Origin of the sequence: Streptococcus sp. FSL E2-3494, from assembly GCF_038007085.1 — a bacterium.
GTDB classification, from domain to species: Bacteria; Bacillota; Bacilli; order Lactobacillales; family Streptococcaceae; genus Streptococcus; species Streptococcus thermophilus.
The window spans coordinates 930,766-948,185 of record NZ_JBBOWN010000001.1; the positions used below are offsets into that span (position 1 = coordinate 930,766).

Here is a 17,420-nt window from a genome sequence, read left to right on the forward strand (position 1 = left end):
TACCAGGCCTAGTTTAAAGGTTAAAGTTAACATATTAAACTAAGCAAACAAGTTCCTTTCTATATAAAAACTTAATAATTAAAGGATTTCTTTAAGTTTAGCCGGTTGAAAACCTGAAAAGACGATATCGCCTGCTTCAATCACTGGAGCAGCAGTAAAGCCTAGGCTTTTGACGTAATCAATTTTTTCTGGTTGTTCATCGATATTGATTTCTTCGAAATCAGCACCTTCTTTTTCCAAAAATTTTTTTGTCATTTTGCATTGCATACAGTTGTTTTTTGAAAACAATGTAATCTTTTCCATTGCAAATACTCCTTTTTTTTAAAGATTTTAAGTGACTAGGTGTCACTTTTTCGACTTTAATAGAATACCCAAAATATTGGGAAAAATCAAGCTAAATATTTTAAGGAATACAATATTTTGTGTTTAGTATTGAAACACAACCCTATATCTTGTGTTTTGAAGGCTTTTTAAGTTTTCTTAAATTTATTTATGGAAATGGCTAAAATTCCAACAACTGACTGAAGATGTAATAAAACATCACACCAGAATGCCAATTTTATTTGTTTTTTAAAAAAAAACAGTGTAGAATAGAGGAAATTTTTTAACTAATGGAGGTTCAAGTATGCAAGAATACTGTTCAAATCTAACTGTAAATGGTAAGATATTCTCTTTTTATGATCTCGAAAAAGCAGCAAAATCCTATGATGTTAAGGTCGAAGAACTACCTTATAGCATTCTAATACTACTTGAAAGTCTCCTCCGAAAAAAAGATGGCATTGACGTTAAGGAATCTCACATTTCTGATCTGATAAAATTTCCGAATTTTCCAACAATTTCTGAAGTACCATTTAAACCAAGTCGCGTCATTTTACAAGATTTCACAGGGGTTCCTGTTGTCGTTGACTTGGCCTCAATGCGGGATGCTATAGTGGCTAATGGTGGTAAAGCAGAACTTATTAATCCAGAGATTCCAGTAGATTTAGTCATTGACCACTCTGTTCAAGTCGATTCATATGGATGTGATACAGCGCTTGAAGATAATATCAATCTAGAATTTAAACGTAACAATGAGCGCTACGAATTTCTTAAATGGGCCGAACAATCTTTTGAAAATTACCGTGCGGTTCCACCAGCTACGGGTATTATCCATCAGGTTAATATTGAATTTCTAAGTGATGTCATTATTGAAAAAGATGGGCTACTATATCCCGACTCTATGTTTGGTACAGATAGTCACACAACGATGATTAATGGTATTGGTGTTCTGGGATGGGGTGTCGGCGGAATTGAAGCTGAAGCAGCTATGCTAGGTGAAGCTTCCTATTTCCCAATTCCAGAGGTTATTGGTGTACATTTAACAGGTGAACTTCCTAAAATTGCTACGGCAACAGACTTGGCTCTCAAGATTACTCAAGTACTTCGTTCTGAAAATGTTGTTGGTAAATTTGTAGAGTATTTTGGTTCTGGCTTAAAGAGCCTATCTCTAGCTGATCGTGCTACAATCGCTAATATGGCACCAGAGTATGGGGCAACTTGTGGTTATTTTCCTATTGATGACGAAACTCTTAACTACATGCGTTTAACTAATCGTGATGAGGAACATATCCAGGTCACTGAAGCCTACACAAAAGCCAATCATTTGTTTTATGACCCAAGTAAAGAAGCCAAGTATACTAAGGTTGTTGAAATTGATTTGTCAACCATTAAACCTTCTATCTCGGGTCCCAAACGTCCACAGGATTTGATTCTCTTGTCCGATGCTAAGCAAGAATTTCAGGATGCAGTGGTACGAGAAGCAGGTGTGCGTGGCTTTGGATTGAACAAGAAGGAGTTAGAAAAAACGGCAAAAGTTGATTTTGAGGATCATTCAGAAACAATTCAAACGGGGCATGTGGCCATTGCAGCGATCACATCATGTACCAATACCTCAAATCCTTACGTTCTTATGGCGGCTGGTCTTTTAGCTAAAAAAGCAGTTGAGAAAGGGTTAAAGGTATCTCCAACGGTGAAGACATCTTTGGCACCAGGTTCTAAAGTTGTTACTGGTTATCTTAAAGCTTCAGGCTTGCAAAGCTACTTAGACAAGCTTGGCTTCAATTTGGTAGGTTACGGTTGTACGACGTGTATTGGTAACTCGGGAGATCTACGTCCTGAGGTAGCTAAAGCTATTGTAGACACGGACTTACTAGCGAGTGCCGTTCTGTCAGGAAATCGTAACTTTGAAGGACGTATTAATCCTCTCGTAAAAGCAAATTTCTTAGCTAGCCCACCATTGGTTGTTGCCTACGCTTTGGCTGGTAACACTAATATTGATTTGACAAGGGAGCCTTTAGGTTTTGACGACAATGGGCGAGCCGTCTATCTAGAAGATATTATGCCATCACGTGATGAAATTGAAGCTTATGTTGATAAATACGTAACCCGTCAACTTTTCCGAGACGAATACGCTAGTGTCTTCTCAGACAGTGAGAAGTGGAATGCCATTCCTACTGAACAGAGCCAAAATTATAAATGGAATGAGAAGTCTACCTATATTCAAAATCCACCTTACTTTGATGCTTTAGGAGATGATTTGACCATTAAACCATTGAATAATTTGAAGGTATTGGCTAAATTTGGAGATACGGTTACAACAGACCATATTTCTCCAGCTGGTAATATTGCTAGAAACAGTCCAGCAGCACGCTATTTGTCTGAAAATGGTGTAGATTATCAAGAATTTAATTCTTATGGTAGTCGTCGTGGAAACCATGAAGTCATGATGCGAGGAACTTTTGCTAATATTCGTATCAAAAATGAGTTGGCAGAAGGAAAAATTGGTGGATATACTAAATATGAAGGTGACATTCTACCCATATACGATGCTGCCATGAAATATAAAGAAGCTAATCGAGATACACTTGTAATTGCTGGTAAGGATTATGGTATGGGCTCAAGTCGTGACTGGGCAGCTAAAGGGGCAAATCTCCTTGGTGTGAAAGTAGTACTTGCTGAGAGTTTTGAGCGTATTCACCGTTCAAATCTAGTCATGATGGGAATTTTGCCGGTACAATTTATGGAAGGAGAAAATGCTGAAACTCTTGGATTGACAGGACATGAGATTTTTAGCTTTGATCTTTCAGAAAATCCAGGTGTTCATGATGCTATTACTGTTACAGCTTCAACACCTGAACAAACCAAAACTTTCAAAGTACTGGTTCGTTTTGATGCAGATGCTGATATTCGCTACTATAAAAATGGTGGTATCTTGCCAATGGTTGTAAGAAAAAAATTGAAGGGAGCCTAAAATGACAACAGTTGAAATTGATGGACTTAAGGATATGATTGCCTGTAATACTAGGATTTCATCTATTATTGATGACCATTTATCCTATGCAGGATATGATATTTCCGAGTTTATGAATAATAAGGCGTCTTTTGAGGAAGTAATTTATCTGCTGTGGAATGGTCATCTTCCAACGCAAATGGAACTCAAGTATTTTGAGGCCGAATTACGTAAGAACTATGATATTTCAGATGCTGTAGAACAATGTATTCTTATCCAATCTCGCCCCCATTTACACCCGATGAGTGTTCTTCGTTCAACAGTTTCCCTACTTGGTGTATATAATGTGGATGCTGAGGAAAGATCCATGGAAGCTGTTTATCAGCAAAGCATCGAATTAATGGCTAAATTGCCAACTATCATCACGACTTTTGCACGTTTACGTACTGGTAAAATGCCTCTTAAACCACGGAAGGATTTAGGATTTGCAGCGAATTTTCTTTACATGTTGAATGGTGTTGAACCTTCTGAAATTGAAATCGAAGCTATGAATAAGACTTTAATCCTTCATGCTGACCATGAATTGAATGCCTCAACATTTGCTGCGCGAGTTTGTGCTTCAACCCTAACAGATATTTATTCTTGTGTCACGACAGCTATTGGTGCCCTGAAAGGTCCACTTCACGGTGGGGCTAATGAACGTGTCTTTGATATGCTAAAAGAAGTTCGTGAATCTGGTGATGTCAATGCATACTTGCAGGAAAAACTTGATTCTAAAGAAAAAATCATGGGATTTGGGCACCGTGTTTACAAGAAGAAAGATCCTCGTGAGATTTTCTTAAGGGATATGGCCAAGAAGTTGACAGAGGGTACAGAGAATGAAGAATTCTTTAATAAGTCTCAAGAAATCGAAGAGTTCATGAGAGATAAGAAAGGATTGATTCCTAATGTGGACTTCTATTCAGCCACTGTATATCATACTCTAGGAATTGACAGCGATATTTTTACACTCATCTTTGCTATGAGTCGAGTTGCCGGTTGGATTGCACATATTCACGAGCAACAAAAAAATAACAAATTGATTCGTCCACGTTCACAGTATATTGGACAAGAAAATATGACTTATATTGCTTTAGAAAAACGCTAGGGAGGAAAAAATATATGGCAGAAAGAATCCTTATGACTAATGGCAAGCTCAAAGTTACTGATAATCCGATTATTCCTTTCATTGAAGGAGATGGTGTTGGACGTGATATTTGGAAGAATGCTCAAGCAATTTTTGATAAAGCGGTAGAAGCAGCCTATGAAGGACAGCGTCGTATTGAGTGGCAAGAGTTTTTGGCAGGTAAAAAGGCTTTTGATAAAACAGGTGAGTGGTTGCCGCAAGAAACTTTAGAGGCTATTCGAGAAAGCCTGGTAGCTATTAAGGGGCCACTTGAAACACCTGTCGGAGGAGGAATTCGTTCTTTAAATGTAGCTTTACGTCAAGAACTTGATCTCTACGCTTGTGTTCGACCGGTTCGGTATTTTGAAGGAGTAGCAAGTCCACTTAAGGAACCAGAAAAAACAGACATTACTATTTTTCGTGAGAATACTGAGGATATTTATGCAGGAATTGAATGGGAAGCAGGAACGGTAGATGTAGAGCGCGTTATTGCTTTTTTTCAAACAGAAATGAATGTCGATAAAATTCGCTTTCCCAAGTCAAGTAGTATTGGAATTAAGCCTATTTCAATAGAAGGAAGTAAACGATTGATTCGTTCAGCTATTGACTATGCTCTTAAGAACAATCTAAAGAAAGTAACATTGGTGCATAAAGGGAATATTCAAAAATTCACAGAAGGTGGCTTTCGTAAATGGGGCTATGAAGTGGCTGAGGAAGAATATAAGGAAGAAATGCTTGCTGGCCGTCTAGAAGTTAATGATATAATCGCTGATAATTTTCTACAACAGATTCTTTTGAATCCCGAAAAATTTGATGTTGTTGCATTAACCAACTTGAATGGCGATTATGCAAGTGATGCTCTAGCTGCCCAGGTTGGTGGTATCGGAATCTCCCCTGGAGCTAATATTAACTATCAAACAGGCCATGCTATCTTTGAAGCTACTCATGGAACGGCTCCAGATATTGCGGATCAAGATAGGGCTAATCCTTGCTCTATTCTCTTATCTGGCTGTATGCTTTTAGAATATATCGGTTGGTCTGAAGCAGCTGAACTCATTATAAGTGCTATTGAAAAAAACTTTAAATCAGGGATTTTTACAGTTGACCTAGCCTTTGGAAAACGAGCCTATTCAACCAGTGGTTTCAGCAATCAAATTCTCTCAATTATATGATTGTTTTTGCACAAAAATGAAAATTAATGATTGAAAACAATATGAAAGAAGTTTTCTGAGAATATTGTGAATAGATAAAGACTGGTGTTTGATTATGGTTTGAAAAATGAAAATTGGAAATAAAATGAGAGATTAGCTTATGAAAAACTTTTATAAAGTGCGTCTTAACCTTGATAATATCAAACAGTTATGTTATAATACTAGATTGTAAGGGTTATCATTGATAACTCAAATATTCCAAATTAAGAAGGAGAGTCCATTATGGCTTCTAAAGATTTCCACATTGTTGCAGAAACTGGTATTCACGCACGACCAGCTACTTTGCTTGTTCAAACAGCAAGTAAATTTGCTTCAGATATCACTCTTGAATACAAAGGTAAAGCAGTTAACCTTAAATCTATCATGGGTGTTATGAGTCTTGGTGTTGGTCAAGGTGCTGACGTAACTATTTCTGCAGAAGGTCCTGACGCTGATGATGCAATTGCAGCAATCGCAGAAACAATGACAAAAGAAGGATTGGCATAAAAATATGACAAAAATGCTTAAAGGAATCGCGGCATCTGATGGTGTTGCAGTTGCTAAGGCATATCTACTTGTTCAACCAGACTTGTCATTTGAAACTGTTACAGTTGAAGATACAAGTGCAGAAGAGGCTCGTCTAGATGCTGCTCTAGCGGCGTCGCAAGACGAGCTTTCTGTTATCCGTGAAAAAGCAGTTGAAAGCCTTGGTGAAGAAGCAGCAGCCGTTTTTGATGCTCATTTGATGGTTCTTGCTGATCCAGAAATGACTGGTCAAATCAAAGAAACTATCCGTGCTAAACAAGTTAATGCCGAAGCTGCTTTGACGGAAGTAACTAACATGTTTATCGCGATCTTTGAAGGTATGGATGATAACCCGTACATGCAAGAACGTGCAGCGGATATTCGTGACGTTACTAAACGTGTGCTTGCAAACTTGCTTGGTAAGAAATTGCCAAACCCAGCAACAATCGATGAAGAATCAATCATTGTTGCTCATGACTTGACTCCATCTGATACAGCTCAGTTGAATAAAAAATTTGTAAAAGCTTTTGTTACTGATATTGGTGGACGTACTAGTCACTCTGCAATTATGGCTCGTACACTTGAAATCCCAGCAGTCCTTGGAACAAACAACATAACTGAACTTGTTAAAGATGGTGACATTTTAGCGGTTTCAGGTATTACCGGTGAAGTTGTTATTAATCCAACTGAAGAACAAATTGCTGAGTTTAAAGCAGCTGGTGAAGATTACGCCAAACAAAAGGCAGAATGGGCTCAACTTAAAGATGCTCCAACAGTTACTGCTGATGGAAAACACTTCGAGTTAGCAGCAAATATCGGTACACCTAAAGACGTTGAAGGAGTTAACGATAATGGTGCAGAAGCAGTTGGTCTTTATCGTACAGAATTCTTGTATATGGATTCTCAAGATTTCCCAACCGAAGAAGACCAATATGAAGCATATAAAGCAGTTCTTGAAGGAATGAATGGTAAACCTGTTGTTGTTCGTACAATGGATATCGGTGGGGATAAAGAACTTCCTTACTTTGACCTTCCTAAAGAAATGAATCCATTCTTGGGTTACCGTGCATTACGTATTTCTATCTCTGAAACTGGTAACCAAATGTTCCGTACTCAATTACGTGCCTTGCTTCGTGCATCTGTTCACGGTAAATTGCGTATCATGTTCCCAATGGTTGCTTTGTTGACTGAGTTCCGTACTGCTAAAGGTATTCTTGAAGAAGAAAAAGCTAAATTGGTTGCTGAAGGTGTTGCCGTTGCAAACGACATCGAAGTAGGTATCATGATTGAAATCCCAGCTGCAGCAATGCTTGCTGACCAATTTGCTAAAGAAGTTGATTTCTTCTCAATTGGTACAAACGACCTTATCCAATACACAATGGCTGCTGACCGTATGAATGAACAAGTTTCATACCTTTACCAACCATATAACCCATCAATCCTTCGCTTGATTAACAACGTTATTAAGGCAGCTCACGCTGAAGGTAAATGGGCTGGTATGTGTGGTGAAATGGCTGGTGATCAAACTGCTGTTCCACTCCTTGTCGGAATGGGCTTGGATGAGTTCTCAATGTCAGCTACATCAATACTTCGTACACGTAGCTTAATGAAGAAACTTGACACAGCTAAAATGGAAGAATATGCTAACCGTGCACTTACTGAATGTTCAACAATGGAAGAAGTTCTTGAACTTTCAAAAAAATATGTTAACGTAGATTAATCAAAAAAAGTGGAGGCTTGAGCTTTCACTTTTTTATATCTAAGCAGAGAGAAGAGATTTAACTCGTCCTTTGGTTAGGAGTAAAATACGTCTAACCTTGGTTAATAATTTTTTAGTATTTTTTTGTCAAAATTTTCTGAATACTACTCATTTAAATGTTGGAATATTGCTAAAAAAGTGATAAAATAGATTTTATAATAGATAAAAGGAGTTACTATCTTGGCTAAACAATACAAAAACTATGTCAATGGTGAGTGGAAAACATCTGAAAATTCAATTACTATTTACGCACCTGCAAACGGTGAGGAACTTGGGTCAGTTCCAGCTATGAGCCAAGCTGAAGTAGATGAAGTCTACGCAGCAGCTAAAGCAGCACTCCCAGCATGGCGTGCACTTTCATATGCTGAACGTGCAGCTTATCTTCATAAAGCAGCTGATATCTTGGAACGTGATGCAGAAAAAATCGGACAAGTTCTTTCTAAAGAAATTTCAAAAGGTTTGAAATCTGCAATTGGTGAAGTTGTTCGTACTGCTGAAATTATCCACTATGCTGCTGAAGAAGGTTTGCGTTTGGAAGGTGAAGTACTCGAAGGTGGTGCTTTTGATGCTGGTAGCAAGAAAAAAATTGCTGTTGTTCGTCGGGAACCAGTAGGTCTTGTCCTTGCTATCTCACCATTTAACTACCCAGTAAACTTGGCTGGTTCTAAAATTGCTCCTGCCTTGATCGCTGGTGACGTTGTTGCCTTCAAACCACCAACACAAGGTTCTATCTCAGGTCTTCTTTTGGTAGAAGCGTTTGTTGAAGCTGGTATCCCTGCTGGTGTCTTGAACTCTATCACAGGACGTGGTTCAGTTATTGGTGACTACATCGTTGAACACAAAGCAGTTGACTTTATCAACTTTACAGGTTCGACTCCAGTTGGTGAAAATATCGGTCGTTTGGCAGCAATGCGTCCAGTAATGCTTGAACTTGGTGGTAAAGATGCTGCTATCGTTCTTGAAGATGCTGATCTTGACTTGACTGCTAAAAACATTGTGGCTGGTGCCTTTGACTATTCAGGACAACGTTGTACGGCTATCAAACGTGTTCTTGTAATGGATAGTGTTGCAGATGAATTGGTAGAAAAAGTAACAGCTTTGGTCGGTAATATTACTGTTGGTATGCCTGAAGAAAGTGCAAGTGTTACACCACTTATCGATACGAAAGCTGCTGATTTTGTTCAAGGTTTAATTGATGACGCAGTTGAGCAAGGTGCTACTGCTAAAACTGAATTGAAACGTGAAGGAAACCTTATCTACCCAGCTGTCTTTGACCATGTAACTACTGACATGCGTCTTGCTTGGGAAGAGCCATTTGGTCCAGTGTTGCCATTCATCCGTGTATCTTCAGTTGAAGAAGCAATCAAGATTTCTAACGAATCTGAATTTGGACTTCAAGGTGCTGTCTTCACACAAGACTACCCACGTGCATTTGCAATTGCTGAGCAACTTGAAGTTGGTACAGTTCACATCAACAACAAAACACAACGTGGTACAGATAACTTCCCATTCCTTGGTGTTAAAGGATCTGGTGCCGGAACTCAGGGTGTGAAGTACTCTATCGAAGCTATGACTCGTGTGAAATCAACAGTATTTGATATTTCAGACTACTAAGTGTTAAGCCAGTCAATAATTATAAAAAGTAAAGAGGGCCTTAGTTATAAGGCTCTTTTTCTGTAAGAATCTGGTATAGAGGAAGAACTTTTCGACAAGTATCGTAACAACTCAAAAATAAGAAAATCATGCCAGCTGCCTTTGCAGAGTTGCAAGGTGACTTCCTCTATATGTTGACAACACCAAGTCGTGAGGAAATGGAACAAATGATTGAGAACTTTGGTAAAAAGCTTAATTTGTATATGTTAAAAGCACTTCAGTTGATTCTGAAGTGCTTTTGTCATATTTTATTTTTCGTGAATTTCTTGATTTTTAAGAACTATTTCTGAAACTTTAGCGAATTTTTTAAGCTTTTTGAGATCTTCTGGATGTGATACCAAGCTAATCACCCTACCTTCATTTCCCATACGGCCAGTACGTCCTGAACGGTGAGTGTAGGCTTCACGGTCTCGAGGAATATCAAAGTTGATGACTACTTCAAGGTTTTCAATATCAATACCTCGTGCTAAGAGATCAGTCCCTAATAAGAGTGAGATCTCGTGATTTTTAAATTTTTCTAGAATAACCTTACGGAATTTGACGTTAATGTCACTAGCTAGGGATACAGCTGAAGCTTCGTTAAATTGGAGACGTTCTTCAGTAGCACCAAGATCAGAAAGGCTATTGAAAAAGACAAGACCACGGAAATTAGGGATATTGGAGAACTTACGAAGAAGTTCGACACGATTACGTTTATCAACGCTGATGTAATAATGTTTGATGGTGTCTAGTTCCTGATTAGATAGGTCATAAACGATAGTATTTTCGAAAAAATCTTGACTATCAATTTTGTTGGTTGCTGAAATGTAAATCATTTGGTGGTTACGAGGGACATGGTGGCTGATTTTTGTTACGAAGTGATATTGGCTATCACTGAGAAGATCGTCAAATTCATCGAGAACAATGGTATTGACGTTCATCATTTTGATTTTTTTGAGTTTAATCAACTCAAAGACACGACCTGGAGTTCCAATAAGAATCTCTGGTCCTTTTTTCAGACGTTCAATTTGGCGTTTTTGACTAGAGCCAGAAAGGAAGAGTTGGGCAGTGATTCCTAGAGGTTCAGCCCATTGTTTGGTTACATCAAAAATTTGTCCAGCAAGTTCAGAGTTAGGTGCTAGGATAAGCAGTTGCTGAGCTTTTTTGGGCTTAAGAGAGAGAAGAAGTGGGAAAAGGTAGGCTAGGGTCTTACCTGTCCCAGTTGGACTGATACCTAAGATATTCTCCCCTTCAGTAATTGGTGTAAATAGTTCTTTTTGAATGGCAGTTTCTGTCGTGATTCCTTTTTCTTTAAGGAGGTTTTGCCATTGTTCAGGAAAGTTTTTAAACATAAATATAAAAGTCTCATTTTCTATATGGATTTGCTTTTATTATATCATGATTTAGTGTAGAATAGATACGAAAGACTATATTAGATAGGAATCTATCATGCCTAAAAAACCGATTATTATTGGGGTTACGGGTGGCTCTGGTGGTGGTAAGACCAGTGTTTCTCGTGCCATTCTATCCAATTTTCCAGATGAGAAAATTGCCATGATTGAGCATGATTCTTATTATAAGGATCAGTCACATTTGACTTTCGAAGAGCGTGTATCAACTAACTATGACCATCCTTTTGCCTTTGATACAGATCTTATGATTGAGCATATCAATGAGCTGATTGCTGGGCGTCCAGTAGATATTCCGATTTATGATTACACGCAACACACTCGTAGTAACAAGACCTATCGTCAGGAACCTCAGGATGTTTTTATCGTTGAAGGGATTTTGGTACTTGAAGATAAACGTTTGCGTGATTTGATGGATATAAAGCTCTTTGTAGATACTGATGATGACATCCGTATTATCCGCCGTATTAAGCGTGATATGGAAGAACGTGGTCGTAGCTTAGATAGTATTATCGATCAGTATAACAGTGTGGTCAAACCTATGTATCATCAGTTTATTGAGCCAACCAAACGCTATGCGGATGTGGTGATTCCTGAAGGTGTTTCAAATACTGTTGCTATAGATTTGATTAATACTAAGGTAGCTAGCATTTTAGAAGAAAGTAAGAAAGCCTAAGCAGGAGCTTGGCTTTTTTGGTATAATTAAAGCGTTATGATTATTTTACAAGGAAATAAAATTGAGCGCTCTTTCTCAGGAGATGTGCTCTTTGATAATATTAATATTCAGGTGGATGAACGTGATCGTATTGCTTTGGTTGGGCGCAACGGTGCTGGAAAATCAACCTTGTTGAAAATTTTGATTGGAGAGGAAGCACCGACAAGTGGTGAAATCAACACAAAACGTGATTTGAACCTTTCTTACTTAGCTCAGGACAGTCGTTTTGAGTCTAGTAATACCATCTATGAGGAAATGTTGAATGTCTTTTCAGACCTACGTGCAGATGAAAAACGTCTGCGTGACATGGAAATGAAGATGGCTGAGTTAACTGGGGAAGACTTGAATAAGCTAATGATAGACTATGATAGACTTTCCGAGGATTTCAGACAGCGCGGTGGTTTTACCTATGAATCTGACATCAGAGCTATTCTCAATGGTTTTAAGTTTGATGAAAGCATGTGGGGGATGCCTATTTCAGATCTCTCTGGTGGCCAAAATACCCGTTTGGCCTTGGCTAAAATGCTTCTAGAGAAGCCTGAGCTTTTGGTACTGGACGAACCGACCAACCACTTGGATATTGAGACTATCACTTGGTTGGAGAATTACTTAGTCAATTATCAGGGAGCTCTAATCATTGTCAGTCACGACCGTTATTTCTTGGATAAGGTGGCGACAGTAACCCTAGATTTGACCAAACATAGTTTAGATCGTTATATCGGGAACTATTCAAAATTCATGGACTTAAAAGCTGAGAAGTTGGCCACCGAAGCCAAGAATTTCGAAAAGCAACAAAAGGAAATTGCTAAGCTGGAGGACTTTGTTAATCGTAATATTGTTCGTGCCTCTACAACCAAACGTGCTCAGGCCCGTCGCAAACAGCTGGAGAAAATTGAACGCCTAGATAAGCCAACAGAAGGCCAGAAGTCTGCTAATATGACTTTTCATGTGGACAAGGTATCTGGGAATGTGGTCTTGACAGTTAGGAATGCTGCTATTGGTTACGATAATGAGATTCTCTCGGAGCCTATTTCTCTGGATGTTAAAAAAATGGATGCTATCGCCATTGTGGGTCCAAATGGAATCGGGAAAACAACCTTTATTAAGTCGGTAGTAGGTAAATTGCCATTTATCAAGGGATCATCAACCTACGGTGCGAATGTTGAAGTGGGTTATTATGACCAAACACAATCAGCCTTGACACCATCAAACACTGTACTTGATGAGTTGTGGAATGATTTTCCGACAACTCCTGAAGTTAAGATTCGTAACCGTCTGGGAGCTTTTCTCTTCTCAGGTGATGATGTCAAAAAGTCAGTTTCCATGCTTTCTGGTGGTGAGAAAGCTCGTCTGCTCCTAGCCAAATTGTCAATGGAAAATAATAACTTTCTAATCCTGGATGAGCCAACCAACCACTTGGATATTGATAGTAAGGAAGTATTGGAAAATGCTCTTATTGACTTTGATGGAACACTTCTCTTTGTCAGCCACGATCGTTACTTTATCAACCGTGTGGCAACAAAAGTGATGGAAATCTCTGAGGATGGAGCAACTATTTATCTTGGAGATTACGATTACTATCTTGAAAAGAAGGCGGAGCTTGAAGAATTAGCACGACTTGAAGCGGAAGAAAATCAAGGTCCAGAGGAGACCCAAGTAGCTTCAGCGGGTGCTAGTGATTATCAAGCTCAAAAAGCTAGTCAAAAAGAGATCCGTAAACTGAGCCGACGTATTGAGCAAATCGAAAATGAATTAGAAACCGTCGAAGAACGCTTGGGAAAAATCTCTATTGCCATGCTTGAAACCAATGATGTGGTGGAATTGTCTGACTTGCAGAAAGAACTAGACGACTTATCAGTCAATCAAGAGGCTCTGATGGAAGAGTGGAGTGATCTTTCGGAACAGTTGGAAAGTTAAACAAACATGGAAACCTTTTCGTATTTCAATTTGTACAAGTATTTTATTGTTGTCATACTAGTCTTAGTATATAAAAGGAGACTAGATTTATGAACAAAGTGTATCGTAATACGAGATCTTTCAAGATGATGACACGGGGATCATTTGCCCTCTTTGTAATCTCGATGTTGGTAAGCCTCTATACTATTAAAGAGTAAAGAGCCGTTGATGGTTAAGAGGTACTATCTTATGGGATGTGTTGGTTTGATTTTATCTTCATTTATGGTATCTAAGCTTGTCCGTGATAACCAAAAGATGGGGAAAACTATAACAAACTCATTGCCCCAAAAACTTATTAATAATAGGAGAAGTCTGAAAAGGCTTTTTCTTTTTTGCAGAAAATGTACTAATATTCTGAGTTTTGCTAAATAGAAGTGTTATAATGGAATGAGAGGGTCTGAGCACTTTGTTTTATGGTATCGGACCTAATGCCTTATAAGACTAATCATCGTATAAGAATACGTTAGTGAAAAGGTAGGTAATATTATGGAATTTAAAGTGAAAGATGGTCAAATCATCTATTATCGTGACCTCGGTAAAGGATTTCCAATTGTCTTCTTGCATGGCAATAATTCATCAGGAAACTACTTTGGTAAGCAAGGAATTCTATATCGAGACTATCGTTTAATTTTCATTGATAGTCGTAATCAGGGCAGATCCAGTCGTCAGAGTGCTAAGATGACCTTTGAACAGATGGCTGCCGATTTGGAGGAGATTTTGCAATTTTTAAATATCAAAAAGGCTCTGTTTGTTGGTCACAGTGATGGGGCTAATCTAGCTATGGTTTATGCCAGTCGCTTTCCTGACCGGATTGCAGGGCTCTTGCTTAATGCGGGGAATATGACTTTTAAAGGATTGACCAGACGTTCAAGATGTCTGGTTTATATAAAGTATTATTGCCTAAAAGCCTTATCACCATTTTCATCTAAAATGGACATCTTGGCTCAGGTAACGGAGCTCATGCTACATGATTTGCCGCTGGATAGGGAACGACTACATCAGGCATCCTATCCTGTTTGGGTAGTTATGGGACAAAGAGATGTCATTAGTATTAGTCATTCAAGGGAGATTTCGGACCTCTTTCCAATTCATAAGCTCTATGTCGAGCGTCGACAAGGACACCGTTTAGCCCAAGAAAAATACAAGGTTTTTAATCAAATGATCCGTGAGTTAGTTAGAATTAGTCAAAAAGAGGTGGTGGCATGAAGCGACTTATAGAGAGACTTCAACCTTTAAAAACTGCCGTTAAATCTGTCTTCTTTATTTCTATTGCGGTTCTTGTTGTTGTAGAGTTGATTCGTTTAAAACGAACGATCACTTTAGAATCGCTGGAGTCAGCTTTATCAGGTCTGTCAATTTGGCATCTTGCTTTGATGGTAGTGATAGGCTTAGTTGCTGTGTTACCCATGCTCTTTTATGACCTTATTTTGAATAAGGAGCTAGAGACGGATTATTCCAAATCCTATATACTAGAAACGAGTTGGGCTGTCAATACCATTAATAACTTGGCTGGTTTTGCCGGTTTAGTTGACGTGGGATTGAGGTATTCCTTTTATTCTGAAGATGGGCATGAAAAGTCTGGTGTTAAGGCACTATCACGTTTATTGCCTTACTTCATGTCGGGCTTGTCGCTCCTAAGTGGCTTGGTGTTTGCCACCTTTTGGTTTTTCCCTCTAAGTCCTGACTTGAGAAAATATTGGTTACTTTTACTAGGAATCTTTTTATACCTACCTTTTATTTTCTTTGTCTCAAGTTGCGAAAAATTGCCTTATTTTGGGCAAGTCCCTTTGAAAACGAGACTAAGCCTTATTTTAGTATCGACTGCTGAATGGGGCACAGCTCTTGTGAGTTTTCTGAGTGTGGCTTATTTAATGGGTCTACATGTTCCTCTTTATAATCTGATTCCCCTATATTTTCTAGCGGTTATCATTGGTATCTTTTCCATGATTCCAGGTGGGATTGGTAGTTTTGATTTGATTGTGATTAGTGGTCTGACGTCTATGGGTGTCAGCAATGCTCTTGCGGTCAGTCTACTTTTGCTCTTTCGTCTAACCTACTACATCATTCCATTTTTATTAGGTGTTGTCTTCTTTTTCAAACACATGGGAGGTCACATCAATGATAAATACTTCAATATTCCTTCACGAGTATTTGGTGGAAGTTTCCATCTTATCCTTGTTTATTTGTTACGTTTTTTAGGAATCTTCTTGATTTTATCTGCCCTAATCCCAGAAAGCTTGGCAAATGTTTACTTTATTAGCCGTTTCGATCCTATTCAGGAACAGTTGATCTGGCAGTTTCCAAGTATTTTATTTGGAACCCTCTTTGTTTTCATGGCTCGCCTCATCAGGCGACGCGTTAAGGGAGCTTTTATTGTATCCTTGCTTACCTTCGTCTTGACTTTGATTTACGTCAATCTCAATGGTACTTCCTGGACCATGTCTTTCATGATTGTGCTTTCCATGATACTTATGTTACTTATAAGGAAAAGATTGAATCGTCACTACTTTGTTTATAGCTGGGAAGACAAAACCAAGGATTTCCTTTTTTTAGCCTTTACCATTTTGGTTCTCCTTGTTCTGGGTGGTAGTGGTTTTTGGTCTCATTTGTTACCACCTAGGAACCGAGATATTCTTGGACATTTTGTTCATATTTGGTTTGATATTTTACTGGCATCGGTAATCATTGCAACCATTGTTTGGCTTGTACTGAGAGTTTTGGCACCTCGTAAGCATTTTGGTCAAAGCATGGATAATGAGCGTTTTACAGCACTTCTTGAGAAATATGGGGGCGCATCAGAAAGTGCTCTAGCTTATTTACATGATAAACGCCTCTTTTGGTATCGTGTCGATGGACAAGATCAGGTAGTTTTTCAATTTGCACAAATCAGTAACAAGTGTGTGATTATGGGCAATCCTATTGGTAATGAAAAATATTATCGTCCGGCTTGGGAAGCTTTCTTGAAAAACTTATCTGATTGGAATTTACAGGCTTTATTTTATGAGGCGGATGAGAGAGTGACCCTTATGCTTCATGATTATGGCTTTGACTTCATGAAATTTGGAGAAAATGCCATGGTTGATTTGACGACATATTCTATTGATGGTAAGCATGGTAAGAAGTTCCGTAAACCAACCAATCGTGTGGAAAAAGCAGGCTTCCAGTTTAAATTACTTAATCCTCCATTTTCGGAGACTCAGATGCAGGAAATGAAGGCAGTCTCAGATATATGGCTTAACGGTCGTAAGGAGAAAGGTTTCTCTCTTGGTTTCTTTGATGAAGCCTATTTACAACAAGCACCGATTGCTATCGTTGAGAGTAAAGAAGGAGAAATTGTGGCCTTCGCTAATATCATGCCAACCCAAAATAAACGGGTGGCAACCATTGATCTTATGCGTTATGACTTTAAAAAGGCTCCTGAAGGCGTCATGGACTACCTTTTTGTCAAACTCTTCCAATACTTCAAAGCAGAAGGCAAGCAATACTTTGATATGGGGATGGCTCCCCTAGCTAACGTAGGTACTGAAGAAGATAGTTTCATGGAGGAAAAGGTTGCCAATTTAGTTTATGTTTTTGCTCAGCGTTTTTACTCTTTTAGTGGATTGCAACGTTACAAAGAAAAATTCTCTCCAATTTGGTCTCCAAAATACATTGTCTATCCAAAAAGAACCTGGCTTTTGTTTGATATGATTGCTATTTTCAGGATTGATAATCGTAAAATTGAAGATAAAATGAAGAAAAGACGTCTTTGGAAGTAAATACGACAAAAAAAGTGACCCTCCAGGGTTCACTTTTTTGTTT

Annotated in this window: 12 protein-coding genes and 2 pseudogenes; 12 read left to right on the top strand and 2 right to left on the bottom strand. The window is 38.5% G+C overall.

The genetic code is table 11. From position 1 onward, the window contains the following. Nucleotides 1-78 precede the first annotated feature (78 nt). Entirely contained in the window at nucleotides 79-303 is a 225-nt protein-coding gene (gene nrdH, locus NST05_RS04855; RefSeq protein ID WP_084828903.1) for a glutaredoxin-like protein NrdH, read from the bottom strand. Nucleotides 304-625: 322 nt separating this feature from the next. Here nrdH and acnA point away from each other — a divergent pair, with 322 nt between their 5' ends. The 7 genes and pseudogenes from acnA to NST05_RS04890 form a co-directional block, all read left to right on the top strand. After that, nucleotides 626-3,289, top strand: a complete 2,664-nt coding sequence (gene acnA, locus NST05_RS04860; protein WP_084828902.1) for an aconitate hydratase AcnA — start codon at nucleotides 626-628, stop codon at nucleotides 3,287-3,289. Nucleotide 3,290: 1 nt separating this feature from the next. After that, nucleotides 3,291-4,415, top strand: a complete 1,125-nt coding sequence (locus tag NST05_RS04865) for a citrate synthase (RefSeq protein WP_011226166.1) — start codon at nucleotides 3,291-3,293, stop codon at nucleotides 4,413-4,415. Nucleotides 4,416-4,429: 14 nt separating this feature from the next. Continuing rightward, nucleotides 4,430-5,605 carry an NADP-dependent isocitrate dehydrogenase gene (icd, locus tag NST05_RS04870; RefSeq protein WP_084828901.1) on the top strand — a complete coding sequence of 392 codons (1,176 nt, stop codon included), beginning with the start codon at nucleotides 4,430-4,432 and terminating at the stop codon, nucleotides 5,603-5,605. A 261-nt stretch (nucleotides 5,606-5,866) separates the two neighbouring features. Next, a complete protein-coding gene (locus tag NST05_RS04875) occupies nucleotides 5,867-6,130 on the top strand; it encodes a phosphocarrier protein HPr (RefSeq protein WP_002946351.1) in 264 nt (87 codons plus the stop codon). Nucleotides 6,131-6,134: 4 nt separating this feature from the next. Next, nucleotides 6,135-7,868, top strand: coding sequence for a phosphoenolpyruvate--protein phosphotransferase (gene ptsP / locus NST05_RS04880; protein ID WP_084828900.1), 1,734 nt, complete (start codon nucleotides 6,135-6,137; stop codon nucleotides 7,866-7,868). Between the two features lie 219 nt (nucleotides 7,869-8,087). Further along, entirely contained in the window at nucleotides 8,088-9,521 is a 1,434-nt protein-coding gene (locus NST05_RS04885) for an NADP-dependent glyceraldehyde-3-phosphate dehydrogenase (RefSeq protein ID WP_002951091.1), read from the top strand. 78 nt (nucleotides 9,522-9,599) lie between these two features. Continuing rightward, nucleotides 9,600-9,751, top strand: a pseudogene (locus tag NST05_RS04890) (ATP-grasp domain-containing protein); the annotation flags it as partial. Between the two features lie 57 nt (nucleotides 9,752-9,808). On the opposite strand, the gene NST05_RS04895 reads toward NST05_RS04890, so the two are convergent. Then, on the bottom strand, nucleotides 9,809-10,891 hold the full coding sequence (locus tag NST05_RS04895) for a DEAD/DEAH box helicase (protein ID WP_084828899.1): 1,083 nt from the start codon (nucleotides 10,889-10,891) through the stop codon (nucleotides 9,809-9,811). A 97-nt stretch (nucleotides 10,892-10,988) separates the two neighbouring features. On the opposite strand from NST05_RS04895, the gene udk reads away from it, so the two are divergent. The 5 genes and pseudogenes from udk (at nucleotide 10,989) to mprF (ending at nucleotide 17,377) form a co-directional block, all read left to right on the top strand. Further along, nucleotides 10,989-11,624, top strand: coding sequence for a uridine kinase (gene udk, locus NST05_RS04900; RefSeq protein WP_002946476.1), 636 nt, complete (start codon nucleotides 10,989-10,991; stop codon nucleotides 11,622-11,624). Nucleotides 11,625-11,660: 36 nt separating this feature from the next. Further along, on the top strand, nucleotides 11,661-13,580 hold the full coding sequence (locus NST05_RS04905) for an ABC-F family ATP-binding cassette domain-containing protein (protein ID WP_084826024.1): 1,920 nt from the start codon (nucleotides 11,661-11,663) through the stop codon (nucleotides 13,578-13,580). Nucleotides 13,581-13,669: 89 nt separating this feature from the next. Next, a pseudogene (locus NST05_RS11050) lies at nucleotides 13,670-13,918 on the top strand (YiaA/YiaB family inner membrane protein). Between the two features lie 187 nt (nucleotides 13,919-14,105). Continuing rightward, a complete protein-coding gene (locus NST05_RS04910) occupies nucleotides 14,106-14,825 on the top strand; it encodes an alpha/beta fold hydrolase (RefSeq protein WP_064355969.1) in 720 nt (239 codons plus the stop codon). After that, the gene (mprF, locus tag NST05_RS04915) at nucleotides 14,822-17,377 is read left to right on the top strand and encodes a bifunctional lysylphosphatidylglycerol flippase/synthetase MprF (RefSeq protein WP_084828898.1); all 2,556 of its coding nucleotides are present in this window, start codon (nucleotides 14,822-14,824) and stop codon (nucleotides 17,375-17,377) included. Before NST05_RS04910 ends, mprF begins: the two co-directional genes overlap by 4 nt. Nucleotides 17,378-17,420 lie beyond the last annotated feature (43 nt).